Annotated in this window: 27 protein-coding genes; 15 read left to right on the forward strand and 12 right to left on the reverse strand. The window is 65.1% G+C overall.

From position 1 onward, the window contains the following. Positions 1 to 229: 229 nt before the first annotated feature. Positions 230 to 949 carry a carbonic anhydrase gene (locus ACYUME_RS00850; protein ID WP_460417778.1) on the forward strand — a complete coding sequence of 240 codons (720 nt, stop codon included), beginning with the start codon at positions 230 to 232 and terminating at the stop codon, positions 947 to 949. A gap of 189 nt (positions 950 to 1,138) precedes the next feature. Continuing rightward, on the forward strand, positions 1,139 to 2,674 hold the full coding sequence (locus tag ACYUME_RS00855) for a SulP family inorganic anion transporter (protein ID WP_279887678.1): 1,536 nt from the start codon (positions 1,139 to 1,141) through the stop codon (positions 2,672 to 2,674). Between the two features lie 150 nt (positions 2,675 to 2,824). On the opposite strand, the gene ACYUME_RS00860 is transcribed toward ACYUME_RS00855, so the two are convergent. Continuing rightward, the gene (locus tag ACYUME_RS00860; protein ID WP_279887679.1) at positions 2,825 to 3,466 is read right to left on the reverse strand and encodes a hypothetical protein; all 642 of its coding nucleotides are present in this window, start codon (positions 3,464 to 3,466) and stop codon (positions 2,825 to 2,827) included. Positions 3,467 to 3,848: 382 nt separating this feature from the next. Here ACYUME_RS00860 and coxB point away from each other — a divergent pair, with 382 nt between their 5' ends. From coxB to ACYUME_RS00880, 4 genes are read left to right on the forward strand one after another with little or no spacing between them, the layout of a single operon-like run. After that, complete coding sequence (coxB, locus tag ACYUME_RS00865; RefSeq protein ID WP_460417779.1) at positions 3,849 to 4,976, forward strand: cytochrome c oxidase subunit II; 1,128 nt, start codon at positions 3,849 to 3,851, stop codon at positions 4,974 to 4,976. A 43-nt stretch (positions 4,977 to 5,019) separates the two neighbouring features. Beyond that, complete coding sequence (gene ctaD / locus ACYUME_RS00870) at positions 5,020 to 6,609, forward strand: cytochrome c oxidase subunit I (RefSeq protein WP_279887681.1); 1,590 nt, start codon at positions 5,020 to 5,022, stop codon at positions 6,607 to 6,609. Positions 6,610 to 6,619: 10 nt separating this feature from the next. Beyond that, positions 6,620 to 7,177 (forward strand): cytochrome c oxidase assembly protein, encoded by a 558-nt coding sequence (locus tag ACYUME_RS00875; RefSeq protein WP_279887682.1) that lies wholly within the window; start codon positions 6,620 to 6,622, stop codon positions 7,175 to 7,177. 16 nt (positions 7,178 to 7,193) lie between these two features. Further along, positions 7,194 to 8,081, forward strand: a complete 888-nt coding sequence (locus ACYUME_RS00880; protein ID WP_279911594.1) for a cytochrome c oxidase subunit 3 — start codon at positions 7,194 to 7,196, stop codon at positions 8,079 to 8,081. Positions 8,082 to 8,114: 33 nt separating this feature from the next. Here the strand turns inward: ACYUME_RS00880 and ACYUME_RS00885 are convergent, their stop codons facing one another. Continuing rightward, positions 8,115 to 8,318 carry a twin transmembrane helix small protein gene (locus ACYUME_RS00885; RefSeq protein WP_279888955.1) on the reverse strand — a complete coding sequence of 68 codons (204 nt, stop codon included), beginning with the start codon at positions 8,316 to 8,318 and terminating at the stop codon, positions 8,115 to 8,117. Between the two features lie 63 nt (positions 8,319 to 8,381). Between ACYUME_RS00885 and ACYUME_RS00890 the strand changes: the two genes are divergently transcribed. The 5 genes from ACYUME_RS00890 to ACYUME_RS00910 are packed head-to-tail and all read left to right on the forward strand — an operon-like array spanning position 8,382 to position 12,265. Next, positions 8,382 to 9,125 (forward strand): SURF1 family protein, encoded by a 744-nt coding sequence (locus tag ACYUME_RS00890; protein ID WP_460417782.1) that lies wholly within the window; start codon positions 8,382 to 8,384, stop codon positions 9,123 to 9,125. Continuing rightward, positions 9,091 to 9,669, forward strand: coding sequence for a hypothetical protein (locus tag ACYUME_RS00895; protein WP_460417784.1), 579 nt, complete (start codon positions 9,091 to 9,093; stop codon positions 9,667 to 9,669). Before ACYUME_RS00890 ends, ACYUME_RS00895 begins: the two co-directional genes overlap by 35 nt. 9 nt (positions 9,670 to 9,678) lie before the next feature. After that, positions 9,679 to 10,752: a COX15/CtaA family protein gene (locus ACYUME_RS00900; RefSeq protein WP_279888958.1), complete on the forward strand. Its 1,074-nt coding sequence runs from the start codon at positions 9,679 to 9,681 to the stop codon at positions 10,750 to 10,752. A gap of 35 nt (positions 10,753 to 10,787) precedes the next feature. Beyond that, positions 10,788 to 11,636 (forward strand): heme o synthase, encoded by an 849-nt coding sequence (cyoE, locus tag ACYUME_RS00905; protein ID WP_460419461.1) that lies wholly within the window; start codon positions 10,788 to 10,790, stop codon positions 11,634 to 11,636. After that, the gene (locus ACYUME_RS00910; RefSeq protein WP_279911635.1) at positions 11,633 to 12,265 is read left to right on the forward strand and encodes an SCO family protein; all 633 of its coding nucleotides are present in this window, start codon (positions 11,633 to 11,635) and stop codon (positions 12,263 to 12,265) included. The genes cyoE and ACYUME_RS00910 overlap by 4 nt, the downstream gene beginning before the upstream one ends. Positions 12,266 to 12,359: 94 nt before the next feature. On the opposite strand, the gene ACYUME_RS00915 is transcribed toward ACYUME_RS00910, so the two are convergent. The 3 genes from ACYUME_RS00915 to ACYUME_RS00925 all read right to left on the reverse strand — a co-directional run bounded on the left by ACYUME_RS00915 (position 12,360) and on the right by ACYUME_RS00925 (position 14,876). Then, on the reverse strand, positions 12,360 to 13,133 hold the full coding sequence (locus ACYUME_RS00915) for a MetQ/NlpA family ABC transporter substrate-binding protein (protein ID WP_460417786.1): 774 nt from the start codon (positions 13,131 to 13,133) through the stop codon (positions 12,360 to 12,362). Between the two features lie 64 nt (positions 13,134 to 13,197). Then, entirely contained in the window at positions 13,198 to 13,869 is a 672-nt protein-coding gene (locus ACYUME_RS00920; protein ID WP_279884659.1) for a methionine ABC transporter permease, read from the reverse strand. Next, the gene (locus ACYUME_RS00925; protein WP_279884657.1) at positions 13,869 to 14,876 is read right to left on the reverse strand and encodes a methionine ABC transporter ATP-binding protein; all 1,008 of its coding nucleotides are present in this window, start codon (positions 14,874 to 14,876) and stop codon (positions 13,869 to 13,871) included. The genes ACYUME_RS00920 and ACYUME_RS00925 overlap by 1 nt, the downstream gene beginning before the upstream one ends. Positions 14,877 to 15,101: 225 nt before the next feature. Between ACYUME_RS00925 and katE the strand changes: the two genes are divergently transcribed. Then, on the forward strand, positions 15,102 to 17,246 hold the full coding sequence (katE, locus tag ACYUME_RS00930; RefSeq protein WP_460417789.1) for a catalase HPII: 2,145 nt from the start codon (positions 15,102 to 15,104) through the stop codon (positions 17,244 to 17,246). 75 nt (positions 17,247 to 17,321) lie between these two features. Here katE and ACYUME_RS00935 read toward each other — a convergent pair whose 3' ends face one another. From ACYUME_RS00935 to zur, 4 genes are all read right to left on the reverse strand, one after another. Beyond that, complete coding sequence (locus tag ACYUME_RS00935; RefSeq protein WP_279884652.1) at positions 17,322 to 18,029, reverse strand: PA5502 family lipoprotein; 708 nt, start codon at positions 18,027 to 18,029, stop codon at positions 17,322 to 17,324. Positions 18,030 to 18,158: 129 nt separating this feature from the next. Further along, positions 18,159 to 18,941, reverse strand: coding sequence for a zinc ABC transporter permease subunit ZnuB (znuB, locus tag ACYUME_RS00940; RefSeq protein ID WP_279884649.1), 783 nt, complete (start codon positions 18,939 to 18,941; stop codon positions 18,159 to 18,161). After that, positions 18,934 to 19,707 (reverse strand): zinc ABC transporter ATP-binding protein ZnuC, encoded by a 774-nt coding sequence (znuC, locus tag ACYUME_RS00945; protein WP_279884647.1) that lies wholly within the window; start codon positions 19,705 to 19,707, stop codon positions 18,934 to 18,936. Before znuC ends, znuB begins: the two co-directional genes overlap by 8 nt. Continuing rightward, a complete protein-coding gene (gene zur / locus ACYUME_RS00950) occupies positions 19,704 to 20,189 on the reverse strand; it encodes a zinc uptake transcriptional repressor Zur (RefSeq protein WP_279884645.1) in 486 nt (161 codons plus the stop codon). Before zur ends, znuC begins: the two co-directional genes overlap by 4 nt. An 18-nt stretch (positions 20,190 to 20,207) precedes the next feature. Here zur and ACYUME_RS00955 point away from each other — a divergent pair, with 18 nt between their 5' ends. Further along, the gene (locus ACYUME_RS00955; RefSeq protein WP_460417792.1) at positions 20,208 to 21,164 is read left to right on the forward strand and encodes a zinc ABC transporter substrate-binding protein; all 957 of its coding nucleotides are present in this window, start codon (positions 20,208 to 20,210) and stop codon (positions 21,162 to 21,164) included. A gap of 49 nt (positions 21,165 to 21,213) precedes the next feature. Here the strand turns inward: ACYUME_RS00955 and ACYUME_RS00960 are convergent, their stop codons facing one another. Together ACYUME_RS00960 and ACYUME_RS00965 are read right to left on the reverse strand one after the other, a co-directional pair. Continuing rightward, the gene (locus ACYUME_RS00960; RefSeq protein WP_460417794.1) at positions 21,214 to 22,164 is read right to left on the reverse strand and encodes a homoserine kinase; all 951 of its coding nucleotides are present in this window, start codon (positions 22,162 to 22,164) and stop codon (positions 21,214 to 21,216) included. A 72-nt stretch (positions 22,165 to 22,236) separates the two neighbouring features. Continuing rightward, on the reverse strand, positions 22,237 to 22,524 hold the full coding sequence (locus ACYUME_RS00965) for a DUF2782 domain-containing protein (protein ID WP_279884637.1): 288 nt from the start codon (positions 22,522 to 22,524) through the stop codon (positions 22,237 to 22,239). A 74-nt stretch (positions 22,525 to 22,598) separates the two neighbouring features. Between ACYUME_RS00965 and polA the strand changes: the two genes are divergently transcribed. After that, positions 22,599 to 25,349, forward strand: coding sequence for a DNA polymerase I (gene polA, locus ACYUME_RS00970; protein WP_460417795.1), 2,751 nt, complete (start codon positions 22,599 to 22,601; stop codon positions 25,347 to 25,349). A gap of 370 nt (positions 25,350 to 25,719) precedes the next feature. Here the strand turns inward: polA and yihA are convergent, their stop codons facing one another. Next, positions 25,720 to 26,352, reverse strand: coding sequence for a ribosome biogenesis GTP-binding protein YihA/YsxC (gene yihA / locus ACYUME_RS00975; RefSeq protein ID WP_460417797.1), 633 nt, complete (start codon positions 26,350 to 26,352; stop codon positions 25,720 to 25,722). Between the two features lie 208 nt (positions 26,353 to 26,560). Here yihA and ACYUME_RS00980 point away from each other — a divergent pair, with 208 nt between their 5' ends. Then, positions 26,561 to 26,863, forward strand: coding sequence for a c-type cytochrome (locus ACYUME_RS00980; protein ID WP_460417798.1), 303 nt, complete (start codon positions 26,561 to 26,563; stop codon positions 26,861 to 26,863). Positions 26,864 to 26,869 lie beyond the last annotated feature (6 nt).

Genomic DNA, 26,869 nt, shown 5'->3' on the forward strand with positions numbered 1-26,869 from the left:
TATTGGCATCTGATGCTTTTTTGCTATTATCGGATGCCCGCCAAAAATATCTGGAACGCCCGTTCTAGAGCCTCCGCAATTAAGTTTCAGTTAAGTTTTCTCCGCTAGCGTAGGAATCAGCCCACCGGGACTGTGATCAATTTTCTGTGCGTGTCATCTAAATCCCGCATAGCCCTGATCTTTCCCCAGTAACATGGCACCTACCTTCAAACCGTCTAGAGGATGAATCATGCCCGTCAAGGACCCATCCAAGGTCGTCCCGGCTGCGCCCGCCGAAAGCGCCGAAGCTGCCCTGAAGCATATCGTCGACGGCTTCCTGCGGTTCCATACCGAGGTCTTTCCCGAGCAGCAGGAGCTGTTCAAGAAGCTGGCCACCGCGCAGAAGCCGCGTGCCATGTTCATCACCTGCGCCGACTCGCGCATCGTCCCCGAGCTGATCACCCAGAGCTCGCCGGGCGATCTGTTCGTCACCCGTAACGTCGGCAACGTCGTGCCGCCGTACGGCCAGATGAACGGTGGCGTGTCCAGTGCCATCGAGTACGCCGTGCTGGCCCTGGGCGTGCATCACATCATCGTCTGCGGCCACTCCGACTGCGGCGCCATGCGCGCGGTGCTCAACCCACACTCGCTGGACAAGATGCCGACTGTCGCGGCCTGGCTGCGTCACGCCGAGGTGGCACGTACCGTGGTTGAGGACAACTGCTCCTGCGGCACCCCGCACGAAAGCATGCAACTGGTGACCAAGGAAAACGTCATCGCCCAGCTGCACCACCTGCGCACCCACCCATCGGTGGCCTCGCGCCTGGCCGCAGGCCAATTGCACATCCATGGCTGGCTGTATGACATCGAGACCAGCCAGATCGAAGCCTACGATGCCGCCAGCGACAGTTTCCTGCCGCTGACCGCAGGCCAGCCGATCCCGAGCGCCACTCCGAGAGGCCGCTACTAAGCGACCCGACCACGCTGAACAGACCTTGATAGCCGGCTGCACCCCACGGGTGCGGCGCGGCCTTCGCCTGCCTTGAATTTCCCCGAATGCCTTGCCGGCAAGCCCGCTGGCGGCCCGCGCCTGCGCGCGATTCGGGGAGCCCCGTGCCTGCGGCCAGAGGAATGGCCGTGAACTTGAGAAAGGAGCGTCATGGTGAACAAGACACAGATCAAAGCGGCACTGCCGCGCGAGTTGCTGGCTTCGGTAGTGGTGTTCCTGGTGGCCCTGCCCTTGTGCATGGGCATTGCCATCGCCTCCGGCATGCCGCCGGCCAAGGGGTTGATCACCGGGATCATCGGCGGCATCGTGGTGGGCTTTCTGGCTGGCTCGCCGCTGCAGGTCAGCGGCCCGGCCGCGGGCCTGGCGGTGCTGGTTTTCGAGCTGGTGCGCCAGCATGGCATGGCCATGCTCGGGCCGATCCTGTTGCTGGCGGGGTTGCTGCAGTTGCTGGCCGGGCGCCTGCGCTTGGGCTGCTGGTTCCGGGTCACCGCGCCAGCGGTGGTGTACGGCATGCTCGCGGGCATCGGCGTGCTGATCGTGCTGTCCCAGGTGCATGTGATGTTCGATACGGCGCCGCAGCCATCGGGCGTGGACAACCTGCTGGGCTTCCCGGCGACCCTGGCATCCGCCCTGCCCTTGGAAAGTGCGGGCAACGGCTGGCAGGCCGGTGCGCTCGGCCTGGGCACCATCGCCGTCATGTGGGGCTGGGAGCGCTTTCGTCCGCGCCGCCTGCGTTTCATTCCGGGGGCATTGCTCGGGGTGGCGGCGATGACCGCCATCAGCCTGTGGTTGGCGCTGCCTGTCAATCGGGTGCAGGTGCCGGCCGACCTGTCCGAGGCCATCGACTGGCTGCGCCCGGACGATCTGCTCAAGCTGGCCGACCCCACCTTGCTGGTGGCCGCCTTCGCCCTGGCCTTCATCGCCAGTGCCGAGACGCTGCTGTCGGCTGCCGCGGTGGACCGCATGCACAGCGGCCAGCGTTCGGACTTCGACCGTGAGCTGTCGGCGCAAGGAATCGGCAACATGCTCTGCGGTGTGTTGGGGGCGTTGCCGATGACGGGGGTGATCGTGCGCAGCTCGGCCAACGTCCAGGCCGGCGCCCGGACACGGGCCTCGGCGATCTTCCATGGGATCTGGTTGCTGGCCTTCGTGGTGGCGCTGAGCACTGTGCTACAGCAGATTCCGGTGGCCAGCCTGGCTGGGGTGCTGGTCTATACCGGCGTCAAGCTGGTGGACTTCAAGGCCTTCCGTGCCCTGGGCCGCTATGGGCGGATGCCGATGTTCACCTATGCCGCGACGGCCTTGGCGATCGTCTTCACCGACCTGTTGACCGGCGTGTTGCTGGGCTTTGCCTTGACCTTGCTGAAGCTGGCGCTGAAGGCGGCGCGGCTGAAGATCAACCTGGTGGCGCTGGCGAAGCCGGGGCACATGGAGCTGCGCCTGAGCGGTGCGGCGACCTTTCTCAAGGTGCCGGCGTTGACCCAGGTGCTGGATACCGTGCCGGAGGGAACCACCTTGCATGTGCCGCTGGGCAACCTGAGCTATATCGACCATTCCTGCCTGGAGCTGCTGGAGGACTGGGGGCGCAGTGGCGCGGCCCAGGGCTCGCGGCTGGTGCTGGAGCAGCGGCGTCTGAAGCGACGGGTCGAGGGAAGGTTGCGGACTACGGCGGGGGTTGGGGTTTAGCCTGGGAGATTGCTGGGGCCGCTTTGCGGCCCTTTCGCGACACAAGGCCGCTCCTACAAGAGATCGCGTTCCCTTGTAGGAGCGGCCTTGCCGAATCGTCGGACCGGTCGGAAAGGGCTGCGCAGCAGCCCCGGCGATTTCGAACGTTGCTCAGGCTGACTGCCCCAACTCCACACCAAGCTGGCGCGACAGGCACGGCCAGCGTTTCCACGCAGCACCAGTTGCCGGGCTCGACAGCTTGTCGCGGTAAGCCTCCACCGACTCCGCGGCGAAACTCTCGTCATCGAGCATCTCATCCACCGAATGATGCACCACCTCATCCAGCTGGTTGGCAAACGTCTCGCCGATCAACTGGTGGGCGATCAGGTTGGCGACCGTGGTATCCACCGGAATCAGCGGCTGCTGGAAGTGGCGGATATACAGGTCGTTGACCTCCTCGACCAGGCGATGCGCCAGGTAGGCTTCGTCCAGCAGGCAGTCCAGCCCGGCCTGCCCGGTCATCACGCTCGGCGGCTGCAGGAAATAGGCTTCGGCAATCTTCAGCACCGGCTTGATCTGCGACTCGATGCCGGCTTCGAGGGCCACGTTGTGTGCCGCCTCGAGCAGTTCGGGAACCTCGTTGATGTAGGCGCCGACAAAGCGCGCCAGCGTGCCCTGGGCATCCTGCTCAGGCAGTTGGATCGACGGATGCAGGTGTGGCAGTTGCTGTTCCAGGCGGTGTTTCAGTTGGCCGGTACGGCGCTCGTGTTGATGGGCATTTTCGATCTGCTCGCGTACAGCAGCGATGTTCATGACAACTCCAGGGACATGGCGTTACAAACGGAAGACACTAAGTTAGCTTGCTTAGGAGAATGGCTAAGACGCATTTGTTATATCGCTGAGACACGTGTAGGAAATTGGCTATATCAAAGTGCCATTATTGTGTCCCGGGCCAGTATCCACGCGGCTTTCAGCGCAAACGTTTGGTCTGATGAAGATCATTTCACCCCCTGCGTTGCGCACCATTGGTCGGTGTCTATACTCCGGATGAAACGTGATTCGTTGATGAGGCCCGACTGCCTTAAGCAGGGGGCTCGGTCGTCGAAGCCAGGCAGTCTTGGCCACCGTTCCCTCCTTTGTCGTATGCAGGTCGTCCACGCCTCCGGGACTACAAGAACGATAAGGGGAACCCGCAATGATGCGACATCCACATGTCTGGATGGGCCTGTTGCTGTGGTCGGTATTTGGTCAGGCACAGGCCGCATGGACGGTGAACATGGCGCCCGGGGCGACGGAAGTCTCCCACGCGGTGTTCGACCTGCACATGACCATCTTCTGGATCTGCGTGATCATCGGCATCGTGGTATTCGGCGCGATGTTCTGGTCGATGGTCATCCACCGCCGCTCGACCGGGCAGCAACCGGCGCACTTCCACGAGCACACCTGGGTCGAGATCCTCTGGACCGTCGTGCCCTTCCTCATCCTCGTGGTCATGGCCATTCCGGCCACCAAGACCCTGATCGACATCTACGACGCCAGCGATTCGGACATCGATATCCAGGTCACCGGCTACCAGTGGAAATGGCACTACAAGTACCTGGGCCAGGACGTCGAGTTCTTCAGCAACCTGGCCACCCCGACCGAGCAGATCCACAACAAGTCGCCGAAGGACGAGCACTACCTGCTCGAGGTCGACCAGCCGCTGGTGCTGCCGGTGGGCGCCAAGGTGCGCTTCCTGGTGACCGCCGCCGACGTCATCCATTCCTGGTGGGTGCCGGCCTTCGCGGTCAAGCGTGACGCCATCCCCGGCTTCGTCAACGAGGCCTGGACCCGGGTCGAGAAGCCCGGCATCTACCGTGGCCAGTGCACCGAGCTGTGCGGCAAGGACCATGGCTTCATGCCGGTGGTGGTCGAGGTCAAGTCCAAGGCCGACTACGACACCTGGCTCGGCGAGCGCAAGGCCGAGGCGGCCAAGCTCAAGGAGCTGACCAGCAAGGAGTGGACGCTCGAAGAACTGGTCGCGCGCGGCGACAAGGTCTACCACACCACCTGCGTGGCCTGTCACCAGGCCGAAGGCCAGGGCCTGCCGCCGATGTTCCCGGCGCTCAAGGGCTCGAAGATCGCCACCGGGCCGAAGGCAGATCACCTGGGCATCGTCTTCCATGGCAAGCCCGGCACCGCCATGGCGGCGTTCGGCAAGCAGCTGTCGGAAGTCGACATCGCCGCCGTGGTCACCTACGAGCGCAACGCCTGGGGCAACAACAAGGGCGACATGGTGACGCCGAAGGACGTGCTGGCGCTCAAGCAGGCCGAAGCCCAATGAACCGGCTCACTCGCGGCAAGCAGCCGATTGCAGGAGACAGGACATGAGTGCAGTGATCGACGACCACGGCCACGGCCATGAACACGCCCACGGCCCGGCCAAGGGCCTGATGCGCTGGGTGCTGACCACCAACCACAAGGACATCGGCACGATGTACCTGTGGTTCGCCTTCAGCATGTTCCTGCTCGGCGGCTCGTTCGCCATGGTGATCCGCGCCGAGCTGTTCCAGCCCGGCCTGCAGATCGTGCAGCCCGAGTTCTTCAACCAGATGACCACCATGCACGGGCTGATCATGGTGTTCGGCGCGGTGATGCCGGCCTTCGTCGGCCTGGCCAACTGGATGATCCCGCTGATGATCGGCGCGCCCGACATGGCCCTGCCGCGGATGAACAACTTCAGCTTCTGGCTGTTGCCGGCGGCGTTCCTGCTGCTGGTCTCGACCCTGTTCAGCCCAGGCGGCGGGCCGAACTTCGGCTGGACCTTCTATGCCCCGCTGTCGACCACCTACGCCCCGGCCAGCGTGACCTTCTTCATCTTCGCCATTCACCTGATGGGCATCAGCTCGATCATGGGCGCGATCAACGTGATCGCCACCATCCTCAACCTGCGCGCCCCGGGCATGACCCTGATGAAGATGCCGCTGTTCGTCTGGACCTGGCTGATCACCGCGTTCCTGCTGATCGCGGTGATGCCGGTGCTGGCGGGCGTGGTGACCATGATGTTGATGGACATCCACTTCGGCACCAGCTTCTTCAGCGCCGCCGGCGGTGGCGACCCGGTCCTGTTCCAGCACGTGTTCTGGTTCTTCGGCCATCCCGAGGTGTACATCATGATCCTGCCCGCCTTCGGCGCGGTCAGCTCGATCATCCCGGCGTTCTCGCGCAAGCCGCTGTTCGGCTACACCTCGATGGTCTACGCCACCGGGGCGATCGCCTTCCTGTCGTTCATCGTCTGGGCGCACCACATGTTCGTGGTCGGCATTCCGGTGGTCGGCGAGCTGTTCTTCATGTACGCGACCATGCTGATCGCCGTGCCCACCGGGGTGAAGGTGTTCAACTGGGTGAGCACCATGTGGGAAGGTTCGCTGACCTTCGAGACGCCGATGCTGTTCGCCATCGCCTTCGTCATCCTGTTCACCATCGGCGGCTTCTCCGGGCTGATGCTGGCCATCGCCCCGGCGGACTTCCAGTACCACGACACCTACTTCGTGGTGGCGCACTTCCACTACGTGCTGGTGCCAGGGGCGATCTTCGGCATCTTCGCCTCCGCCTACTACTGGCTGCCGAAGTGGACCGGACACATGTACGACGAGACCCTGGCCAAGCTGCACTTCTGGCTGTCGTTCATCGGCATGAACCTGGCCTTCTTCCCCATGCACTTCGTCGGCCTGGCCGGCATGCCGCGCCGCATCCCCGACTACAACCTGCAATTCGCCGACTTCAACATGGTCTCGTCGATCGGCGCGTTCATCTTCGGCGCGACCCAGGTGTTCTTCCTGTTCATCGTCATCAAGTGCATCCGCGGTGGCGCGCCGGCCCCGGCCAAACCCTGGGACGGCGCCGACGGGCTGGAGTGGACGGTGCCGTCGCCGGCGCCCTACCACACCTTCCAGACACCTCCGGACGTGAAGTAGGAGCGCGGACATGGACGGCCTGTCGCTCAGACGCCTGGTCACCCGCCTGCTGATGCTGACCGTGGTGATGTTCGCCTTCGGCTTTGCCCTGGTGCCGATCTACGACGTGATGTGCCGGGCCTTCGGCATCAACGGCAAGACCGGCGGGCAGTACGAGGGCAGCCAGGTCAGCGACCCGACGCGTTCGGTGCGGGTGCAGTTCATGTCCACCAATGCCGGCGACATGAGCTGGGAATTCCACTCCACCGCCGACCAGATCGAGGTCAATCCGGGCGCGGTGAACCAGATGATCTTCATCGCCCGCAACCCGACCAAGCAGCCGATGAGCGCCCAGGCCATCCCCAGCATCACTCCGGCCGAGGCCGCGGCGTATTTTCACAAGACCGAGTGCTTCTGCTTCACCCAGCAGGTGCTGCAACCGGGCGAGCGCATCGAGATGCCGGTGCGCTTCATCGTCGACCGCGACCTGCCGGCCTCGGTCAAGCACCTGACCCTGGCCTACACCCTGTTCGACATCACCGCTCGCCACCCGCCGGTCGCCCATGCCGCGACCGAGGCCGCCCGTTGAGGGAAGGAGATCAACCATGGCAAGCCACGAGCACTACTATGTCCCGGCGCAGAGCAAGTGGCCGATCATCGCCACGATCGGCATGTTCATCACCGTGTTCGGCCTGGGCACCTGGTTCAACGACCTCAAGGCCGGCCACCCGGAGTCCCACGGGCCACTGATCTTCTTCGTCGGCGGGCTGTTCCTGGCGTACATGCTGTTCGGCTGGTTCGGCGCGGTGATCAAGGAGAGCCATGCCGGGCTGTACAGCGCGCAGATGGACCGCTCGTTCCGCTGGGGCATGAGCTGGTTCATCTTCTCCGAGGTGATGTTCTTCCTGGCCTTCTTCGGCGCGCTGTTCTACGTGCGCGTGCTGGCCGGGCCGTGGCTGGGGGGCGATGGAGCCAAGGGCGTGGCGCACATGCTGTGGCCCAACTTCGAGTTCGCCTGGCCGTTGCTGCACACGCCCGACCCGAAACTGTTCCCGCCGCCCAAGGAGGTGATCGACCCGTGGCACCTGCCGCTGATCAACACCATCCTGCTGGTGAGCTCGAGCGTGACCGTGACCATCGCCCACCATGCGCTGCGCAAGGGGCATCGCGGCACGCTGAAACTGTGGCTGGGGCTGACCATCCTGCTGGGCCTGGCGTTCCTCGCGCTGCAGGCCTACGAGTACCACGAGGCCTACAACAAGCTGGGGCTGACGCTGGGCTCGGGGATCTACGGCGCGACGTTCTTCATGCTCACCGGGTTCCACGGCGCGCACGTGACCTTGGGCACGCTGATCCTGTTCGTGATGTTCTGCCGGGTGCTGCGCGGGCACTTCGAGCCGGACAAGCACTTCGGTTTCGAGGCGGCGAGCTGGTACTGGCACTTCGTCGATGTGGTGTGGGTGGGGCTGTTCATATTCGTGTATGTGCTTTGACGGGTGGCGCGGTCCTACAGGGACGGAAACAGTTTAGAACGGCGCGTGGGAAACCAGCTGCCCACTGATGAAGCCCCAGGCCACCAGCGCGATGGTCAGGGTGGCGAGAACGACGCGCACGGTAAGGGCCTTGAGCAGGCGGGTCGACTGGTCGTCGTCCTTGACCAGAAATACCAGGCCACTGAACAGGCTGGCGATGGTGGCCAGCAGCATCAGGACTATCGCGGCCTTGAGCATGGCGAAACTCCGGGGGGATGCGGTGATGGCAACAAGTATAGCGCTCGACCTGGCGAGGCCGCGGTGAAGCCGTTTCGCCCAGGCCTGGTACCGACCCTGGTGGTGCTCGCGCTGCTGCCGGGGCTGATCGCGCTCGGTTGCTGGCAGCTGCGCCGGGCCGACGAGAAGCGCGACCTGCTCGCCGCCTACAGCGAACGCCAGATCGAGACCCCGGTGGCCGCTGCCGCGCTGGCGCAGTTGCCGGATCCGGCGTTCTATCCCGTGCATCTGCAGGGCCGCTTCGACGCCGAGCACAGCCTGCTGCTGGATAACCAGATGCGTGACGGCAGGCCCGGTGTCGAGCTGCTGCAACCGTTCCTCGACCAGGCCAGCGGGCAATGGCTGCTGGTCAACCGCGGCTGGTTGCCCTGGCCCGATCGCCGCGTGCCAGTGCGCTTCGACACCCCCGAGCAATCGCTCGTGCTGCAAGCGTCGGTCTATGTCGCGCCCGGCAAGACGTTCCAGCTGCACCCGGACGCCAGCGAGGGCCCGTGGCCACGCCTGCTGACGGCTATCGACCCACGGGCGTTGTGGCAGCAGCTGGGCCGCGAAGGTTTCGCCCACGAGCTGCGCCTGCAGCCTGGCCCGGCGACCTACCGCCTGGACTGGCCGGTGGTCGCCATGGGCCCGGAGAAACACCTGGGCTACGCCGTGCAGTGGTTCGCCCTGGCCACCGCGCTGGTGCTGCTCTACCTGTATTTCGGCTGGCATCACAACGACAAGGAGAACCGCCATGGCCGCCGCCACGAGTCCGCTGCACGCACCTGAAGGCCGCAAGGCACGCGGGCGATTGCAGTTGTTGCTGATCCTGTTCGTCGTGCTCGGGCCGATGATCCTTGCCACCAGCATGTACAAGCTCAAGTTCTGGGTGCCGGAGGGCCGCAGCTATCACGGCCTGATGATCGGCAACGGCGAGGGCCGCGCCGACATCGGCATCGACGCCCAGGACCAACGCTGGCAGCTGCTGGTCAGCGCCCCCGAAGCCTGCGCCGAGGACTGCCGGCAGTTGGTGTACCTGGCCCGGCAGATCCAGATCGGCCTGGGCCGTGACGCCAGCCGTGCCAGCCATGCCCTGGCCGTGGCCCAGCCGCTGGCGGCGGACTACCAGGCGCAGCTGGCGCGCGAGTATCCCCAGTTGCAGCGCTACCCGCTGGACGCACAGCGCTACTTGCAGAAGGTCGGTGAATCTGGCCCGCGGCTATGGATCGTCGACCCCCACGGCAACCTGGTGCTGCGCTATGACGGCAAGGTCAACGGCAAGCATGTGCTGGACGATCTGCGTCACCTGCTCAAGCTGTCCAACATCGGCTAGGAGGCCGCCATGGCCAGACCCGGATTCCGCCTCGCTGTATTCGCCACCCTGCTGGCGCTGCTGGTCGTGCTGCTCGGCGCCTATACCCGGCTGACCCACGCTGGCCTCGGCTGCCCCGACTGGCCGGGCTGCTACGGCTTTATCAGCGTGCCCAAGACCGACGCCCAGCTGGCCCACGCCGAGCTGCACTTCCCTGAGCACCCGGTGGAGGCGGCCAAGGGCTGGGCCGAAATGGTCCACCGCTACTTTGCCGGCACCCTGGCGCTGGTGATCGCCCTGCTCGCCTTCCAGGCCGTGCGTCGGCATGCCCGCGACGGTCAGCCCTATCGGCTGCCGGTGCTGCTGCTTGGCGTGGTGCTGGCCCAGGCGGCGTTCGGCATGTGGACGGTGACCCTGAAGCTGTGGCCGCAGGTGGTCACCGCGCACCTGCTCGGTGGGTTCACCACGCTGAGCCTGCTGTTCCTGCTGTCGCTGCGTCTGTCCCGGGCCTTTGCGCCATTGCCGAAACTGCCGCTGAGTCTGCGCCGCATCGCCGCGCTGGCGTTGCTGGTGGTGATCGGCCAGATCGCCCTGGGCGGCTGGGTCAGCGCCAACTACGCGGCGGTGGCCTGCATCGACCTGCCCACCTGCCACGGCCAGTGGTGGCCGGCGGCGGACTTCAGCAATGGTTTCCACCTGACTCAGCATGTCGGCCCCAACTACCTGGGCGGGCAGCTGGACAGCGACGCGCGCACGGCGATCCATATCAGTCATCGGCTCGGTGCGCTGATGGTGCTGGCGGTGCTGCTGATGCTCAGCTGGAAGCTGCACCGCAACGGCCTCACCGGCCTGGCGCGCCTGGTGCTGCTGGCGCTGGCGCTGCAATTGAGCCTGGGCATCAGCAACGTGCTGTTCCACCTGCCCCTGGGCGTGGCCGTCGCGCACAACGCCGGTGGCGCCTTGCTGCTGCTGACCATGGTGCTGGTGAACTACCGCATCCGCGTGGTCGACAAGGTTCGCGTCGGCCATGGCTGGCGCCTGACGCCGGTGACCGGCGTGGGCCTCTCCCATCACATGAGGAACGATTCGTGGCGACGCTTCTGAGCACGGAACGCCTGCGCGCCGGCTGGCGCGACTACATGGAACTGACCAAGCCGAAGGTGGTGGTGCTGATGCTGATCACCTCGCTGGTGGGCATGTTCCTCGCCACGCGCGCCGGTGTGGCCTGGAGCGTGCTGCTGTTCGGCAACCTCGGGATTGCCTTGTGCGCAGGCGCCGCGGCGGTGGTCAACCATGTGCTGGACCGACGGATCGATGCGCTCATGGCCCGTACCCACAAGCGGCCGTTGGCCCAGGGCCGGGTGGCGCCGCTACCGGCCCTGCTGTTCGCGCTACTGCTGGCCGTGGCCGGGATGACAGTGCTGCTGGTGTTCACCAACCCCCTCACCGCCTGGCTCACGCTGGCCTCGTTGCTGGGCTATGCGGTGCTCTACACCGGCTTTCTCAAGCGAGCCACGCCGCAGAACATCGTGATCGGCGGCCTGGCCGGCGCCGCGCCGCCGTTGCTGGGCTGGGTGGCGGTCAGCGGCCATGTCAGTGCCGAGCCGCTGCTGCTGGTGCTGATCATCTTCGCCTGGACGCCGCCGCACTTCTGGGCCCTGGCGATTCACCGGAAGGAGGAGTACGCAAAAGCTGATATTCCCATGCTGCCGGTGACCCACGGCGAGCGCTACACGGCCCTGCACATCCTGCTCTACACCTTGATCCTGTTGGCCGTGAGCCTGCTGCCCTATGCCATTCACATGAGCGGCCCGCTGTACCTGGCCTGCGCCCTGGGCCTCGGCCTGCGCTTCCTGCACTGGGCCTGGGTGTTGTACCGTGGCACCCGGCCGCACGCGGCGATCAAGACGTTCAAGTACTCTATCGGCTACCTGTTCGCCTTGTTCATCGCGCTGCTCGTTGATCACTACCTGTTGCTGAACCTATGACCCGAACCCAGAAAACCGTCTTCATCCTCGTTGCCCTGGTCGCGCTGATCATGGGCCTGACCGTCAACAAGGTGCTCAGCGACCGTGGTCAGCTGAACCCCACCGAACTGATCGACGCCGGCATCATCCTGCTGCCGCAGAGCCGCACCGTGCCGGACGTGAGCATGACCGACCAGAACGGCCAGCCGCTGGTGCTGGACCAGCTCAAGGGCAAGTGGTCGCTGCTGTTCTTCGGCTACACCTACTGCCCGGACATCTGCCCGACGACCCTGGCCCAACTGCGCCAGGTCAAGAGCGAGCTGCCCAAGGAGGCCATCGAGCGACTGCAGGTGGTGCTGGTGAGCGTCGACCCGAACCGCGACACGCCGAATCAGCTCAAGCAGTACCTGGGCTATTTCGACAAGGATTTCGTCGGGGTGGCGGGGTCGATCGCCGATACCCAGAAGCTGGCCAATGCCTTGAGCATCCCGTTCATTCCAGCGGATACCAGCAAGCCGGGATACACCGTGGACCACAGCGGCAACCTGGCCATTGTCGGCCCGGATGGGCGCCAGCGTGGGTTCATCCGTGCGCCGTTCAACAACCAGAAGCTGGTGGCGCAATTGCCGGGACTGGTCAAGCGCGACTGACCGTTGAAATGAATCGCGGGGCAAGCCCGCTCCCACGCCAGAGCGCTATCTGGCGTGGGAGCGGGCTTGCCCCGCGATTGTGTTGCTGGCGGGCTTAGAACGCCGGAACCACGGCACCCTTGTACTTCTCGGTGATGAACTGCTTCACCTCGGGCGAGTGCAGCGCCTGGACCAGCTTCTTCACCGCGTCGGCATCCTTGTTGTCCTCGCGGGTCACCAGGATGTTCACGTACGGCGAGTCGCTGCCCTCGATGGCCAGGGCGTCCTTTTCAGGATTGAGCTTGGCTTCGAGCGCATAGTTGGTGTTGATCAGCGCCGCGTCGACCTGGGTCAGCACGCGTGGAATGGTGGCCGCTTCCAGCTCGCGGAACTTCACGTTCTTCGGATTCTCGGCCACGTCTTTCACGGTGGCGAGGATGTTCTTGTTGTCCTTGAGCTTGATCACGCCGGCCTTGTCCAGCAGCAGCAGGGCACGACCGCCATTGGTGGCGTCGTTGGGGATGACCACGGTGGCGCCGGACGGCAGCTCTTCGAGCTTCTTGATCTTGGCCGAGTACACGCCCAAAGGCTCCACATGCACGCCGGCCACGCTCACCAGGTGCGTGCCCTTGGCCTTGTTGAACTCATCCAGGTACGGCTGGTGCTGGAAGAAGTTGGCGTCCAGGCGCTTTTCGGCTACCTGCACGTTGGGCTGGATGTAATCGGTGAATTCCTTGACCTTCAGCTCCACGCCTTCCTTGGCCAGTTGCGGCTTGACGAAGTTGAGGATCTCGGCGTGCGGCACCGGGGTGGCGGCGACGGTCAGGGTCTCGGCGGCGTTGGCCGAGAAGGCCGCGACGGCGGCGACAACAGCAAGCAGCTTCTTCATTGATCACTCCTTGTGAGGGCCGCGACGGCCCCCGAACGGGTCGGCCGGGCCGACCCCATTGGGGTTACTTACGGGAAAAATGCACGACCAGCTTGTCGCCGACGCTTTGCAGCACTTGCACCAGCACCAGCAACAGGACCACGGTGACCACCATCACGTCGGTCTGGAAGCGCTGGTAGCCGAAGCGGATGGCCAGGTCGCCCAGGCCGCCCGCGCCGACCACGCCGGCCATGGCGGTGTACGAGACCAGGGTGATGGCGGTGACGGTGATGGCGGCGAAGATGCCCGGACGGGCTTCCGGCAGCAAGGCATTGGTGATGATCTGGCGCGTGGTGGCGCCCATCGACTGGGTGGCTTCGATGATGCCGCGGTCCACCTCGCGCAGGGCGGTTTCCACCAGGCGGGCGAAGAACGGCGTGGCACCGACCACCAGCGGCGGAATGGCGCCGGCCACGCCCAGCGAGGTGCCGGTGATCAGCACGGTGACCGGGATCATCACGATCAGCAGGATGATGAACGGCAGCGAACGCAGGATGTTCACCAGCAGCGACAGCAAGGCGTACACGCCCTTCTGCTCGAACATCTGCCGTGGTCCGCAGAGGAACAGCAGCACGCCCAGCGGCAGGCCCAGCAGCACGGTGAAGAACAGCGAGCCGAACAGCATGATCAGGGTGTCGACGCTGGCCAGCCAGATTTCGGCCCAGTCGACGTTGGCGAAGAAATTCAGGGCGTCCATCAACGCAGTACCTCCATATGTACGTCAGCTGCCTTGAAGCGGGCGAACGCCGCTTCCATGTCTCCGCCGATCAGGGCGAGGGTGAGCTGGCCATAGGGGACGTCCTTGATGCGGTCGATGCGCCCGGCGAGGATGCTGTAGTCCACGCCGGTCTCGCGGGCCACGGTGCCCAGCAGCGGCGCGTAGGTGGCGTCGCCCTGGAAGGTCAGGCGCACGATGCGGCCCGGCACGTGGGCGAAGTCGTCACGTTGCTCGTTCTCGTCGACCTGCTCGTCTTCCTGGACGAAACGCTTGGTGGTGGCGTGCTGCGGATGCAGGAACACGTCGGCCACCGGGCCCTGCTCGACGATCTGCCCGGCGTCCATCACCGCCACGCAGTCGCAGACCCGACGGATCACGTCCATCTCGTGGGTGATCAGCACGATGGTCAGCTTCAGCTCGCGGTTGATCTCGGCCAGCAGCTGCAGGACCGAGGCGGTGGTCTGCGGGTCGAGGGCGCTGGTGGCCTCGTCGCACAGCAGGATCTTCGGGTTGGTGGCCAGGGCGCGGGCGATGCCGACGCGCTGCTTCTGCCCGCCCGACAGCTGGGCCGGGTACTTCTTCGCGTGCTCGGCCAGGCCGACACGGGCCAGCAGCTCGCTGACGCGCTTGTCGATCGCGGCGCGGGACAACTCGCCGGCCAGCACCAGCGGCAGGGCGACGTTGTCGGCGACGGTCTTGGAGGCCAGCAGGTTGAAGTGCTGGAAGATCATCCCGACCTGCTGGCGGAAGCGGCGCAACTGGTTGGCGTCGAAGGCGGTGACGTCTTCGCCGTCGACGATGATCTTGCCGCCGGACGGCTCCTCGAGGCGGTTGATCAGGCGCAGCATGGTGCTCTTGCCGGCACCGGAGTGGCCGATCAGGCCGAACACCTGGCCATCTTCGATGGTCAGGCTGGTCGGGTTCAGGGCCGGGATATCCCTACCGGCGACGCGGTAGGTCTTGTGGACGTTTTGAAACTCGATCACTGAGCGAACCTTGTGGGGCGCATGGAATTTGGGGCTGGCTGTTAGCCGGGGTCGCGCATTTTAGCCTTTTCCCCTGAGGGTTCTTAGCATTTATTTCGTATGGGTCCAATCCGATGGGCATAACGCGACGGTCGGCAATCCCGATTGAACGCTCGCGACGGCCTCCCAGTCACTTGTTGAACAAGCCCCAACGGGCAGCCTGAAGACTGATGAGGAGAGCCGAAGATGCCCAGCAACAAGCCCCAGGCGCCGCAGCCGAGCCCGGTCGCCGGCACCGACACCCCCGACAAGGCCAACACCAACGCCAAGTTACAGAGCTTGGAAACCTTTCGCAGCGACGCCAGTGGCCAGGCGCTGCGCACCAACCAGGGAGTGAAGATCGCCGACAACCAGAACAGCCTCAAGGCCGGTGCGCGCGGGCCGTCGCTGCTCGAAGACTTCATCATGCGCGAGAAGATCACCCACTTCGACCATGAGCGCATCCCTGAACGCATCGTCCATGCCCGGGGGTGCGGGGCGCACGGCTACTTCCAGAGCTACGGCTGCCATGCCGGGCTGACCAAGGCCGGCTTCCTGCAGGACCCGGAGAAAGTCACCCCAGTGTTCGTGCGCTTCTCCACCGTGCAAGGCCCGCGCGGTTCGGGCGACACGGTGCGCGATGTGCGCGGCTTTGCGGTGAAGTTCTATACCGACGAAGGCAACTTCGACCTGGTCGGCAACAACATGCCGGTGTTCTTCATTCAGGATGCGATCAAGTTTCCCGATTTCGTCCACGCGGTGAAGCCCGAGCCGCACAACGAGATGCCCACCGGCGGCTCGGCCCACGACACTTTCTGGGACTTCGTCTCGCTGGTGCCGGAGTCGGCGCACATGGTCATGTGGGCCATGTCCGACCGCGCCATCCCACGCAGTTTGCGCATGATGGAAGGCTTCGGCGTGCACACCTTCCGCCTGATCAACGCCGAGGGCGTGGCCAGCTTCGTCAAGTTCCACTGGAAGCCGCGCCAGGGCGTGCATTCGCTGCTGTGGGACGAAGCCCAGAAGCTGGCGGGCAAGGATGCCGACTACCACCGTCGCGACCTGTGGGAGGCCATCGAGACCGGGCATTACCCGGAGTGGGAGCTGGGTGTGCAGGTCGTGCCCGAGGCCGATGAGCACAAGTTCGACTTCGACCTGCTCGACCCGACCAAGCTCATCCCCGAGGAACTGGTACCGGTCACGCCGCTGGGCAGGATGGTGCTCGACCGCAACCCGGACAACTTCTTCTCCGAGGTGGAGCAGATTGCTTTCTGTCCGGGGCATATCGTGCCGGGCATCGATTTCAGCAACGATCCGCTGCTGCAAGGGCGGTTGTTCTCCTACACCGATACCCAGATCAGCCGCCTGGGCGGGCCGAACTTCCACGAGATCCCGATCAACCGGCCCGTGGCGCCCAATCACAGTAGCCAGCGCGATGCCATGCACCGGATGACTCTGGACAAGGGGCGTGCGGCGTACGAGCCCAACTCTATCGATGGCGGTTGGCCGAAGGAAACGCCGCCGGCCGCGCGGGACGGCGGTTTCGAGAGCTACCAGGAGCGCATTGACGCGGACAAGATTCGTCAGCGCAGCGAGTCGTTCGGCGACCACTTCTCCCAGGCGCGGCTGTTCTTCCAGAGCATGAGCCCCAGCGAACAGCAGCACATCGTCAAGGCCTACAGTTTCGAGCTGGGCAAGGTCGAGCGCGAGGCGATCCGGGCGCGGGAGGTGGACGAAATCCTCGCCAACATCGACCTGAAGCTGGCGGCGGCGGTGGCGGCCAATCTCGGACTGCCGGCGCCCAAGGCCGGCACGGTCAAGGTCAAGGGCAGCAAACCCGCGCAATCAAAAGCCTTGAGCCAGATGAACCATTCCGCTGAGATCGGCATCAGCGGACGCAAGGTCGCCATTCTGCTGGCCGATGGCGTGGAGGCCGGGAGTGTCGACAAGGTAGTCAAGACGCTGGAGGCACAACGCGCGCGGCCCATGTTGCTGGGGCCGACCTCGGCGCCGGTGAAGACTGTCGACGGCAAGCCACTGGCGGTGGATGCGTCGATGGAAGGCATGCCGTCGGTGATGTTCGACGGGGTGTGGGTGCCGGCGGGCAAGGCGTCGCTGGAGGCGCTGGAGAAAAGCGGCGTGGCCAGGCACTTCCTGCTGGAGGCTTATAAGCACCTCAAGCCCATTGGGCTGAGTCAGGACGGCAAACCGTTGCTGGAAACGCTTGGGCTGAAGAAGGATGAGGGGGTGCTGCTGGGGGATGCGCAGAAAGTCTTCGATGCCTTTTTCAAGGCCGTCGAGGCGCATCGGGTATGGGCGCGGGAGGCGGCCGCCGAGGCGATACCGGCCTAACCATGCATCGCGGGGCAAGCCCGCTCCCACGAGCCATTACCCGGCTTCGTGGGAGCGGGCTTGCCCCGCGATCGTTCACTGCTGATGGGGGACCAGTACCACCTGGGCCGGCAGCGCGCGCTGAATCTCATGCTTTTGCTGTAGCGCGAACCCGCTGTCGAGCTTGCGCACCCGTTTCTCCAGCAGGGTCTTGAGCCATGGTGCGTCCTGGGTGCGCGGCACCTGGAATACCACTTCACACTGGTAATTGACCACGTCGGCGGCGATGTCATCGAGCTGTCGGCGCAGGGCGCGGCTGTCGGTGGTCTTCAAGGCCACCACGGTATTCGGCGCGGTCGGGTCGATCAGCCGGGCCTTGGGCTTGGCTTCAGCCGCCTTCAGCGCCGCCTCGGCCTTTTCCAGCTCGGCCTTGCGCGCCTGGGCCATGGCATCGCCACCGGTCAGCGCCGGGGCCTGGGGCATCAGTGCGCGGGCGCGGGCCAGGGCGGTGGCGGCGGCATTCACGTCGCCCTTCTGCAGGACGATCTGGCTGCGCCGCAGGTAAGCTTCGGCGAGTTGGCGCTGGTGCGCTTCCACCCGTGCATCGTCAGGCGCCTGGGCCTGCAAGGCGGCCAGTTGGTCCTCGGCGGTGGCCAGCTCGTTGCTGGCGATGCTTTGCTCCAGTTGCTGCCAGGCGTCCGGCTGGGCAGGCGCCGACGGCTGCTCGACCGGCTTGCCGGAGCAGGCGGCCAGGAACAGGGAAAACGCGGCAACAAGCAGATAACGTGAGGCGAACGGCTTCATTCCTGCGACTCTCTAATTGCGCAAAAAGCGAGCAAGTCTACACCCAGGGGCGCCCGCTCGAAAACTGGTCCTTTATGACCCGAAAGCGACGCAAAGGTTGCAGGATGCGCCTGCGCGCACCCTGAAAATTCAGCGTTTCGGCAACGCCAGGCTCAGCAAGAATAGCACCGCCGCGCAGACCACGATCGACGGCCCGGCCGGGGTGTCCTTGAACCAGGACAGGGCCAGCCCGCCGCAGACCGCGGTCACGCCCAGCAAACTGGCGCCCAGCGCCATCTGCTCCGGCGAGCGGGCGTGACGCTGTGCCGCGGCTGCCGGGATGATCAGCAGCGAGGTGATCAGCAGCACGCCGACGATCTTCATCGCCACCGCGATCACCACGGCGATCAACAGCATCAGCGCCAGGCGCAGGCCGGTCACCGGCAGGCCCTCGACCATCGCCAGCTCCTCGTGCACGGTGACCGCCAGCAGCGGTCGCCAGAACATCGCCAGCAGTACCAGCACCAGCGCGCTGCCGCCGAGGATCCAGGCAAGGTCGGTGGTGCTGATCGCCAGCAGGTCGCCGAACAGGTAGGCCATCAGGTCGATGCGCACATCGTGCATGAAGCTCAGCACCACCAGGCCCAGCGACAGGGTGCTGGGGGCGAGGATGCCGAGCAGGGTGTCCGAGGCCAGCGGCTGGCGCTGTTGCAGGGTCACCAGCAGGATCGCCAGCAGCAGGCAGCCGATGGTCACCGCCAGCGCCGGGCTGACGTCCAGGGCGAAGCCCAGGGCCACGCCCAGCAGCGCGGCATGGGACAGGGTGTCGCCGAAGTAGGCCATGCGCCGCCAGACCACGAAGGAGCCCAGCGGGCCGGCGACGAGCGCCAGCGACAGGCCGGCAAGCAGGGCGTAGAGAAGAAAATCAGCCATGCTTGCAGTGCTCTCCGTGAACATGGGTGCCCGGGGCGATCACCGAGCCATGCAGGTCGTGGCTGTGATCGTGATGGTGATGGTAGATGGCCAGGCTCGGCGCGTTCTGGCCGAACAGCTCGACGAACGCCGGGTCGTTGCTGACCTGTTCCGGATGGCCCGAGCAGCACACGTGACGGTTGAGGCAGACCACCTGGTCGGTGGCGCTCATCACCAGGTGCAGGTCGTGGGAGACCATCAGCACGCCGCAGCCATGGCGATCGCGCAGGCGGGTGATCAGGTTGTACAGCTCGGTCTGACCGACCACGTCGACACCCTGCACTGGCTCATCCAGCACCAGCAGCTCGGGTTCGCGCAGCAGCGCGCGGGCCAGCAGCACGCGCTGCATCTCGCCGCCGGAGATGGTCTGGATCGGGCTGTCGATCACCTGCTCGGCGCCGACTTCCTGCAGCGCCGCCAAGGCCGCCGCGCGGTCCACCCCGGGCACCAGGCGCAGGAAGCGCAGCACCGACAGCGGCAGCGTGGCGTCCACCTGGATCTTCTGCGGCATGTAGCCGATGCGTAGCTTGGGCTTGCGCCACACCTTGCCCTGGTGCGGCTTGAGCAGGCCGAGCACGGCGCGTACCAGGGTGGTCTTGCCGGCGCCGTTGGGGCCGATCAGGGTGACGATCTGGCCCGGCGCGACCGACAGGTCGATGTTGTCGAGCACCGCCTCGCCAGCGAAGCTGACACCGACCTGCTCGAGGCGGATCAGGGCTTCGCTCATGCCTTGCCCCGGCAGTTGCCGCACAGGCCGACCACTTCGACCGTCTGCGTCTCGACGGCGAAGCCGACGGCCTTGGCGCTGCTGACGATGGCGTCGCTGATGCTGTTCTGCTCCAGCTCGATGGCCACGTGGCATGCCCGGCAGATCAGGAACTGGCCCTGGTGCGCATGCTCGGGGTGGCTGCAGCCGATGAAGGCGTTGAGCGAGGCGATGCGGTGCACCAGGCCGTTTTCCAGCAGGAAGTCCAGCGCCCGATAGACGGTGGGCGGCGCTGCGCGGCGGCCGTCCTGCTCGCTGAGCACGGCCAGGATGTCGTAGGCGCCCAGCGGCTTGTGGCTCTGCCACACCAGCTCCAGCACGCGGCGGCGCAGGGCGGTCAGGCGCAGGCCCTGACGGTTGCACAGCGCGTCGGCCTCGGCCAGCGCGCTGTGGACGCAATGGGAATGATCGTGGGGGCGGTTGGCCAGCGGCGTGATGGACATGGGCAGCGACGGTTCAGGATGGAGACGTTATTATGTTACCTGTTTCTGACGACCCGAGTATCCACCGTGTCCCGATTCCTTGTCCTCTTTGTCGCTTTCATCGCGTTCTCGGCCCACGCCGACGTGCGCGTGCTGACCAGCATCAAGCCCCTGCAACAGATCGCCGCCGCCGTCCAGAACGGTGTCGGCAGCCCCGATGTGCTGCTGCCGCCGGGCGCCTCCCCGCACAACTACGCGTTGCGCCCGTCCGATGTGCGCAAGGTCGGCGATGCCGACCTGCTGTACTGGATCGGCCCGGACATGGAAGGCTTCCTGCCCCGTGTGCTGAACAGCCGCGCCAAGCCGACCGTGGCCGTGCAGTCGCTGCCGGGCCTGCAGTTGCGTCACTTCGGCGAGGACAGCCATTCCCACGACGAAGAAGACCATGACGATCACGACCATGATCACCGTCCAGGCAGCCTCGATGCGCACCTGTGGCTGTCGTCGGTGAATGCCCGGGTGATCGCGACGAAGATGGCCGGTGACCTGGCGGCTGCGGATCCGGCCAATGCGGCGCGCTACCAGACCAACCTCAAGCTGTTCGTCGAGCGCATGGATGCCCTGGATGGGCGCATCAAGCAGCGGGTGGCGGGGATCGCCGGCAAGCCTTACTTCGTGTTCCACGAAGCCTTCGACTACTTCGAGGCCGCCTATGGCCTGAAGCACGCCGGTGTGTTCAGCGTCGCCTCGGAAGTGCAACCGGGCGCGCAGCACGTCGCCGCCATGCGCAAGCGCCTGCAGGCGGTGGGCAAGACCTGTGTGTTCAGCGAGCCGCCGCTGCGCCCGCGCCTGGCCGAGACGCTGACTGCCGGCTTGCCGGTGCGCCTGGCCGAGCTGGATGCGCTGGGGGGCAGCGATCCAGTTGATGCCAGGGGCTATGAGCGCTTGCTGGAGAAGCTTGGCAGCGACCTGACCGGCTGCCTGGAACAGCTCTAACGCCTGGACTGGCTTCTTCGCGGGTAAACCCGCGAAGAAGCCGGCGCGGTTACAAGGCGAACGGCAGGTGCAACGCTACCTGCTGGCGCTGTGCCAGGCGCACCTCGAACTCGCTCGGGTCATGGATCATCACATCCATCCCGGCAAAATCCCGCGCCGCGATCAGCCGCGACAACCAGAAGCGCACGCAGGCCACCCGCAGCATCACCGGCCACAGCTCGGCCTCGGCGGCGGTGAACGGCCGCAGCGCCGCATAGGCGCCCAGCAGGGCCTGGGCGTGCGGCAGGTCGATACCGCCCTGCTCGTCCAGGCACCAGTCGTTCACGGTGATGGCGATGTCATACAGCATCGGCCCGGAGCAGGCGTTGTAGAAGTCGATCAGCCCGGCCAGGTGAGTGCCTTCGAACATCACGTTGTCGCGGAACAGGTCGGCGTGCAGGTTGGCCTTGGGCAGGGCGAGGATCTGCGCCTTGTGCGCGCGGATTTCGTCCAGCGCCGGAGTCAGCAGCGCGGCCTGTTCGGCGTTCAGCCCCGGCAGCAGCTCGGCGCCCGATTGCAGCATCCAGTCCAGGCCTCGGTCGGTGCGGCGCTCGATGATGCGTTCGCGGGTGGCCAGGTGAATGTGCGCCTGCAGCTCGCCGACCTGGGCGCAGTGCTGGTTGTTCGGCTGCTTGACGTGCTTGCCCGACAGCCTTGGTTGCAGCAGCGCCGGCTTGCCGCATAGCTCGCGCAGGCCGTTACCGTCGCGATCGCGCACGGCATAGGGCACCGGCATCTCGGCCTCGTGCAGCACGTCGAGCAGCTCGATGAAGAACGGCATGTCTTCGGCCGGTCCGCGCTCGATCAGCGTGAGGACGAACTCCCCTTTTTCCAGGCTGACGAAGAAATTGCTGTTTTCGGTACCGGCGGCGATGCCCTGGAAGTCGAGCAGGCGGCCCAGCTCGTACGGCGCCAGAAAGGTTTCCAGCTCAGGCCGGGTCACAGGGGTGAAGACTGACATGTTGAGAAGTTGCCCATGCGGGCACTTCCGCCGGGAAGTGCCTGGTTGATAAGAACGATACGCGCTATTGCATTACCACTCGAAGATCTTCCACGACGGAATCAGCATGTCCGGCTGGTCGGATCGAATGAAGTTGCCTTCGGAGCCATCGGCGCGTACCAGGAAATAAGGCTTTCCGCCCTTCGGCGTGACCTTGATCGCATACAGGAAGCCGTTTTGCCGGTACTCCTGGATGGTCTTGTCGCCTTCCGTGCGAATGGTTACATCGGGATCGGCCGATGGGGCTTCGTCCGCCGCCAGGGTGACGACTGGCATGGTGGCCAGCAGACCGAGCAGTAACAGGCGATTGAGTGTGCGCATGATAACCTAGTCCCTTTGTCGTCATTGATCCGGCTATTCTAGCGCCGGACCCGCCGAAAAGGTTGATTCTCCTCATGAGCCAAGCGCCCCTCGTCCTGGTGGACGGTTCCTCCTACCTCTACCGCGCCTTCCACGCGCTGCCGCCGCTGACCACTTCCAAGGGCTTGCCCACCGGCGCGGTCAAGGGCGTGCTGAACATGCTCAAGAGCCTGCGCAAGCAGTACCCGGACAGCCTGTTCGCGGTGGTCTTCGACGCCAAGGGCGGGACCTTCCGCGACGCCATGTTCGCCGAATACAAGGCCAACCGCCCGAGCATGCCCGACGACCTGCGGGTGCAGGTCGAGCCGCTGCACGCCAGCGTCCGTGCCCTGGGCTACCCGTTGCTGTGCGTCGAGGGCGTGGAGGCCGACGACGTCATCGGCACCCTGGCGCGCAGCAGCGCGGCGAGCGGTCGGCCGGTGATCATCTCGACTGGCGACAAGGACATGGCGCAGTTGGTGGATGGCCACGTCACGTTGGTCAACACCATGACCGGGAGCGTGCTGGACGTTGCCGGCGTGCACGAGAAATTCGGCGTCGGCCCAGAGCACATCATCGATTTTCTCGCCCTGATGGGTGACAAGGTCGACAACATCCCCGGCGTGCCGGGTGTCGGCGAAAAGACCGCCGTCGGTCTGCTGACCGGCATCGGCGGTGGCCTGAGCGACCTGTACCAGAACCTCGACAAAGTGCCGAGCCTGGCCATTCGCGGTGCCAAGACCCTGCCGGCCAAGCTGGAGGAGCACCGCGACGCGGCCTTCCTGTCCTACGAGCTAGCGACCATCAAGTGCGATGTGGAGCTGGATGTCGAGGTCGACGCGCTGGTCTGCGGCGAGCCCGACCGTGAAACCTTGCTGGCGCTGTACACCGAGATGGAGTTCAAGAGCTGGATCGCCGACGTGCAGCGCGATGCCGCCCAGGCGGGCGCCAGCGTTGCGGTCAGCGACACGCCTGCAGCCGTCCAGGCCGAGCCGAAGTACGAGACCATCCTCGACCAGGCCCGTTTCGACGCCTGGCTGGAAAAGCTGCGCCAGGCGCCGCTGTTCGCCTTCGACACCGAGACCACCGGCCTCGACGCGCAGCAGGCGCAACTGGTCGGCCTGTCGTTCGCGGTCGAGCCCCATGAGGCGGCCTACGTGCCGCTGGCCCACGACTACGAAGGCGCCCCCGCCCAGCTGGACCGCGACGCCGTGCTGCTGGCCCTGAAGCCTCTGCTGGAAGACCCGGCCAAGGGCAAGATCGGCCAGAACGCCAAGTACGACATCAATATCCTGGCCAACGGCAGCCCGGCCATCGACATGCGCGGCGTGGCCTACGACACCATGCTCGAGTCCTACGTGCTCGACTCCACCGCCACCCGTCACGATATGGACAGCCTGGCGCAGAAGTACCTGGACCACACCACCATCGGCTTCGAGGACATCGCCGGCAAGGGCGCCAAGCAACTGACCTTCAACCAGATCGCCCTGGAAAAGGCCGGCCCCTACGCGGCCGAGGACGCCGACATCACCCTGCGCCTGCACCAGGCGCTGCAGGCGCGATTGGCGAAGACACCGAGTGTGCTGCCGGTGCTGATGGAAATCGAAATGCCACTGGTGCCGGTGCTGGCCAAGATCGAGCGCCAGGGCGCGCTGGTCGATGCCGCGCTGCTGGGCGTGCAGAGCGGCGAGCTGGGGGCCAAGCTGGTCGAACTGGAGCGCGAGGCGTTCGCGCTGGCCGGTGAGGAGTTCAACCTCGGCTCGCCCAAGCAGCTCGGCGCGATTCTCTACGACAAGCTGGGCATGCCGGTGCTGAGCAAGACCGCCAAGGGCCAGCCGTCCACCGCCGAGGCGGTGCTCGACGACCTGGCCGAACAAGGCTACCCGCTGCCCAAGGTGCTGATGCAGTACCGCAGTCTGAGCAAGCTCAAGAGCACCTATACCGACAAGCTGCCGGGGCAGATCAACCCGCGCACCGGACGTATCCACACCTCGTACCAGCAGGCCGTGGCCGCCACCGGCCGGCTGTCGTCCAGCGACCCGAACCTGCAGAACATCCCGATTCGCACCGCCGAAGGCCGCCGTATTCGCCAGGCCTTCGTCGCCAGCCCCGGTTATAAGCTGCTGGCGGCGGACTACTCGCAGATCGAGCTGCGTATCATGGCTCATTTGGCCAAGGACGAAGGCCTGCTGCATGCCTTCCGCAACGATCTCGACGTGCACCGCGCCACTGCCGCCGAAGTGTTCGGCGTCGCCCTCGAGAATGTCACCAACGACCAGCGCCGCAGCGCCAAGGCGATCAACTTCGGCCTGATCTACGGCATGAGCGCGTTCGGCCTGGCCAAGCAGATCGGCGTCGATCGCAAGCAATCGCAGGACTACATCGACCGCTACTTCGCCCGCTACCCCGGCGTGCTGGCATACATGGAGCGCACCCGTGCCCAGGCCGCCGAGCAGGGCTTCGTCGAAACCCTGTTCGGTCGGCGTCTGTACCTGCCGGACATCAACGCCAAGAACCCTGCCCTGCGCAAGGGCGCCGAGCGTACGGCGATCAACGCGCCGATGCAGGGCACGGCGGCGGACATCATCAAGCGCGCCATGGTCGCGGTGGGCAACTGGCTGAACCAGAGCGGGCTGGATGCGCGGGTGATCCTGCAGGTCCATGACGAACTGGTGCTGGAAGTGCGCGAGGACCTGGTCGAACAGGTCAAGGATGAAATTCGCGCGCACATGAGCAATGCCGCCCAGCTGGATGTGCCGCTGCTGGTGGAAGTGGGTGTTGGCTCGAATTGGGACGAAGCTCACTAAACGACGCGGGAAAGCCGTGTAGGATCTGCGGCGTGGTGTAGCGGATCCGGTGCTTAGATCGAGAGTTTCATGAAACTATCGCAAATAGTTTCGAGGGGCTCGGAACTAAACCGGTGAACCGCCACTCAGAGGTACTGAATGGCTGGTGAAGCCTTTCGATGCTCCTATGTTGTGTTAAGTGTTGGCAGATACCCGGACCCCGCCCTAGCGGTCCGGACTTAAACCCCGAACTTCCCCCTCCCCATACGAAGTCCGGGGTTTTTTTTGCCCGCAATTCGGCGTGAAGTCTGGGAAATCCGTGGGAGCGGGCTTGCCCCGCGATCGACTGATCGCGGGGCAAGCCCGCTCCCACGAAAGTATCCCTTGGCCTTCAGACAGCTGGCTTGTCTTCCAGCTCCATCCAATCCGCCAGTACCCGGTACGCCTCTTCCAGCCCCTGGCGCTTGGGCGCCGAGAACAGCTGGATGGTCGCCGCATCGCCCCAGCCCTTGCGGATTTCCGACTGCACCTTGAGCAGGGTGTTCTTGCCGGCGCCGTGGGTCAGCTTGTCGGCCTTGGTCAGCAGGATATGCATGGGCATGGCGCTGGCCTTGGCCCAGTCGAGCATCATCTTGTCGAAGTCGGTCATCGGGTGGCGCACGTCCATCATCAGGATCACCCCGCGCAGGCACTCGCGGCTGCCCAGGTAGGCCTCCAGGTGCTTCTGCCAGTGCTGCTTGAGCGGAATCGGGACTTTTGCATATCCGTAACCCGGCAGGTCGACCAAACGCCGTTCATCGTCCAGACTGAAGAAATTCAGCAGCTGGGTGCGGCCGGGAGTCTTCGAGGTACGCGCCAGGCTGGCATGGGTCAGGGTGTTGAGGGCGCTGGATTTGCCGGCGTTGGAACGGCCGGCGAAAGCCACCTCGTAACCCTGGTCTTCGGGGCATTGTTCGACCTTGGCGGCGCTGAGGGCGAATTTGGCTTTCTGGCAGAGGCCGAGGATGGGGTTCTTGACTTGCATGGGATATCCGATGTGGGTGTTGCCCAGCACTGGAACGGTTGGCCCAGGCGCGGCAAGCGGTGTCGTTTCCGTTTGGATGGCGGAAGTATATAATGCCCCAGTTTTTGTGTGCTCATTCTCCCAGCGAAGGAGCATGAGCATGGGGTGTCGAACAATAGCTCGCGCAACAGAACGCAGCGCGGCCCCCAACCCTGTCAGGTCGTTCCGCATGGCGAAATGGCTACTAGCTGTCGGTTTGTTCCTACCGTTTTTCAGCGCACAGGCTACACAGGATCCCGAGGCGTTGTACAACCGCAGCTGTGCGGCCTGTCACGCCGGACAGTTGCCACAGGCACCCAGAAGCGGTGACCGGGCAGCCTGGGAACCGAGGCTGGCGCAAGGCATGGAACAGCTGGTGACGCATGTGACGCAGGGTTTCAAGGCTATGCCGCCGCGTGGATTGTGCATGGACTGCAGTGCCGAGGACTACCGTTTGGTCATCCTTTGGATGAGCGGCAGTCCCGATACATAACATTTC

The organism is Pseudomonas sp. microsymbiont 2 (genome assembly GCF_054788395.1).

Bases quoted from the DNA above. Each gene is read 5' to 3' on its own strand.
- ACYUME_RS00850 (WP_460417778.1), top strand. From the start codon at position 230: ATGCCCGTCAAGGACCCATCCAAGGTCGTCCCGGCTGCGCCCGCCGAA.
- ACYUME_RS00855 (WP_279887678.1), top strand. From the start codon at position 1,139: ATGGTGAACAAGACACAGATCAAAGCGGCACTGCCGCGCGAGTTGCTG.
- ACYUME_RS00860 (WP_279887679.1), bottom strand. From the start codon at position 3,466: ATGAACATCGCTGCTGTACGCGAGCAGATCGAAAATGCCCATCAACAC.
- coxB (WP_460417779.1), top strand. From the start codon at position 3,849: ATGATGCGACATCCACATGTCTGGATGGGCCTGTTGCTGTGGTCGGTA.
- ctaD (WP_279887681.1), top strand. From the start codon at position 5,020: ATGAGTGCAGTGATCGACGACCACGGCCACGGCCATGAACACGCCCAC.
- ACYUME_RS00875 (WP_279887682.1), top strand. From the start codon at position 6,620: ATGGACGGCCTGTCGCTCAGACGCCTGGTCACCCGCCTGCTGATGCTG.
- ACYUME_RS00880 (WP_279911594.1), top strand. From the start codon at position 7,194: ATGGCAAGCCACGAGCACTACTATGTCCCGGCGCAGAGCAAGTGGCCG.
- ACYUME_RS00885 (WP_279888955.1), bottom strand. From the start codon at position 8,318: ATGCTCAAGGCCGCGATAGTCCTGATGCTGCTGGCCACCATCGCCAGC.
- ACYUME_RS00895 (WP_460417784.1), top strand. From the start codon at position 9,091: ATGGCCGCCGCCACGAGTCCGCTGCACGCACCTGAAGGCCGCAAGGCA.
- ACYUME_RS00900 (WP_279888958.1), top strand. From the start codon at position 9,679: ATGGCCAGACCCGGATTCCGCCTCGCTGTATTCGCCACCCTGCTGGCG.
- cyoE (WP_460419461.1), top strand. From the start codon at position 10,788: ATGGAACTGACCAAGCCGAAGGTGGTGGTGCTGATGCTGATCACCTCG.
- ACYUME_RS00910 (WP_279911635.1), top strand. From the start codon at position 11,633: ATGACCCGAACCCAGAAAACCGTCTTCATCCTCGTTGCCCTGGTCGCG.
- ACYUME_RS00915 (WP_460417786.1), bottom strand. From the start codon at position 13,133: ATGAAGAAGCTGCTTGCTGTTGTCGCCGCCGTCGCGGCCTTCTCGGCC.
- ACYUME_RS00920 (WP_279884659.1), bottom strand. From the start codon at position 13,869: ATGGACGCCCTGAATTTCTTCGCCAACGTCGACTGGGCCGAAATCTGG.
- katE (WP_460417789.1), top strand. From the start codon at position 15,102: ATGCCCAGCAACAAGCCCCAGGCGCCGCAGCCGAGCCCGGTCGCCGGC.
- ACYUME_RS00935 (WP_279884652.1), bottom strand. From the start codon at position 18,029: ATGAAGCCGTTCGCCTCACGTTATCTGCTTGTTGCCGCGTTTTCCCTG.
- znuB (WP_279884649.1), bottom strand. From the start codon at position 18,941: ATGGCTGATTTTCTTCTCTACGCCCTGCTTGCCGGCCTGTCGCTGGCG.
- znuC (WP_279884647.1), bottom strand. From the start codon at position 19,707: ATGAGCGAAGCCCTGATCCGCCTCGAGCAGGTCGGTGTCAGCTTCGCT.
- zur (WP_279884645.1), bottom strand. From the start codon at position 20,189: ATGTCCATCACGCCGCTGGCCAACCGCCCCCACGATCATTCCCATTGC.
- ACYUME_RS00955 (WP_460417792.1), top strand. From the start codon at position 20,208: ATGGAGACGTTATTATGTTACCTGTTTCTGACGACCCGAGTATCCACC.
- ACYUME_RS00960 (WP_460417794.1), bottom strand. From the start codon at position 22,164: ATGTCAGTCTTCACCCCTGTGACCCGGCCTGAGCTGGAAACCTTTCTG.
- ACYUME_RS00965 (WP_279884637.1), bottom strand. From the start codon at position 22,524: ATGCGCACACTCAATCGCCTGTTACTGCTCGGTCTGCTGGCCACCATG.
- polA (WP_460417795.1), top strand. From the start codon at position 22,599: ATGAGCCAAGCGCCCCTCGTCCTGGTGGACGGTTCCTCCTACCTCTAC.
- yihA (WP_460417797.1), bottom strand. From the start codon at position 26,352: ATGCAAGTCAAGAACCCCATCCTCGGCCTCTGCCAGAAAGCCAAATTC.
- ACYUME_RS00980 (WP_460417798.1), top strand. From the start codon at position 26,561: ATGGCGAAATGGCTACTAGCTGTCGGTTTGTTCCTACCGTTTTTCAGC.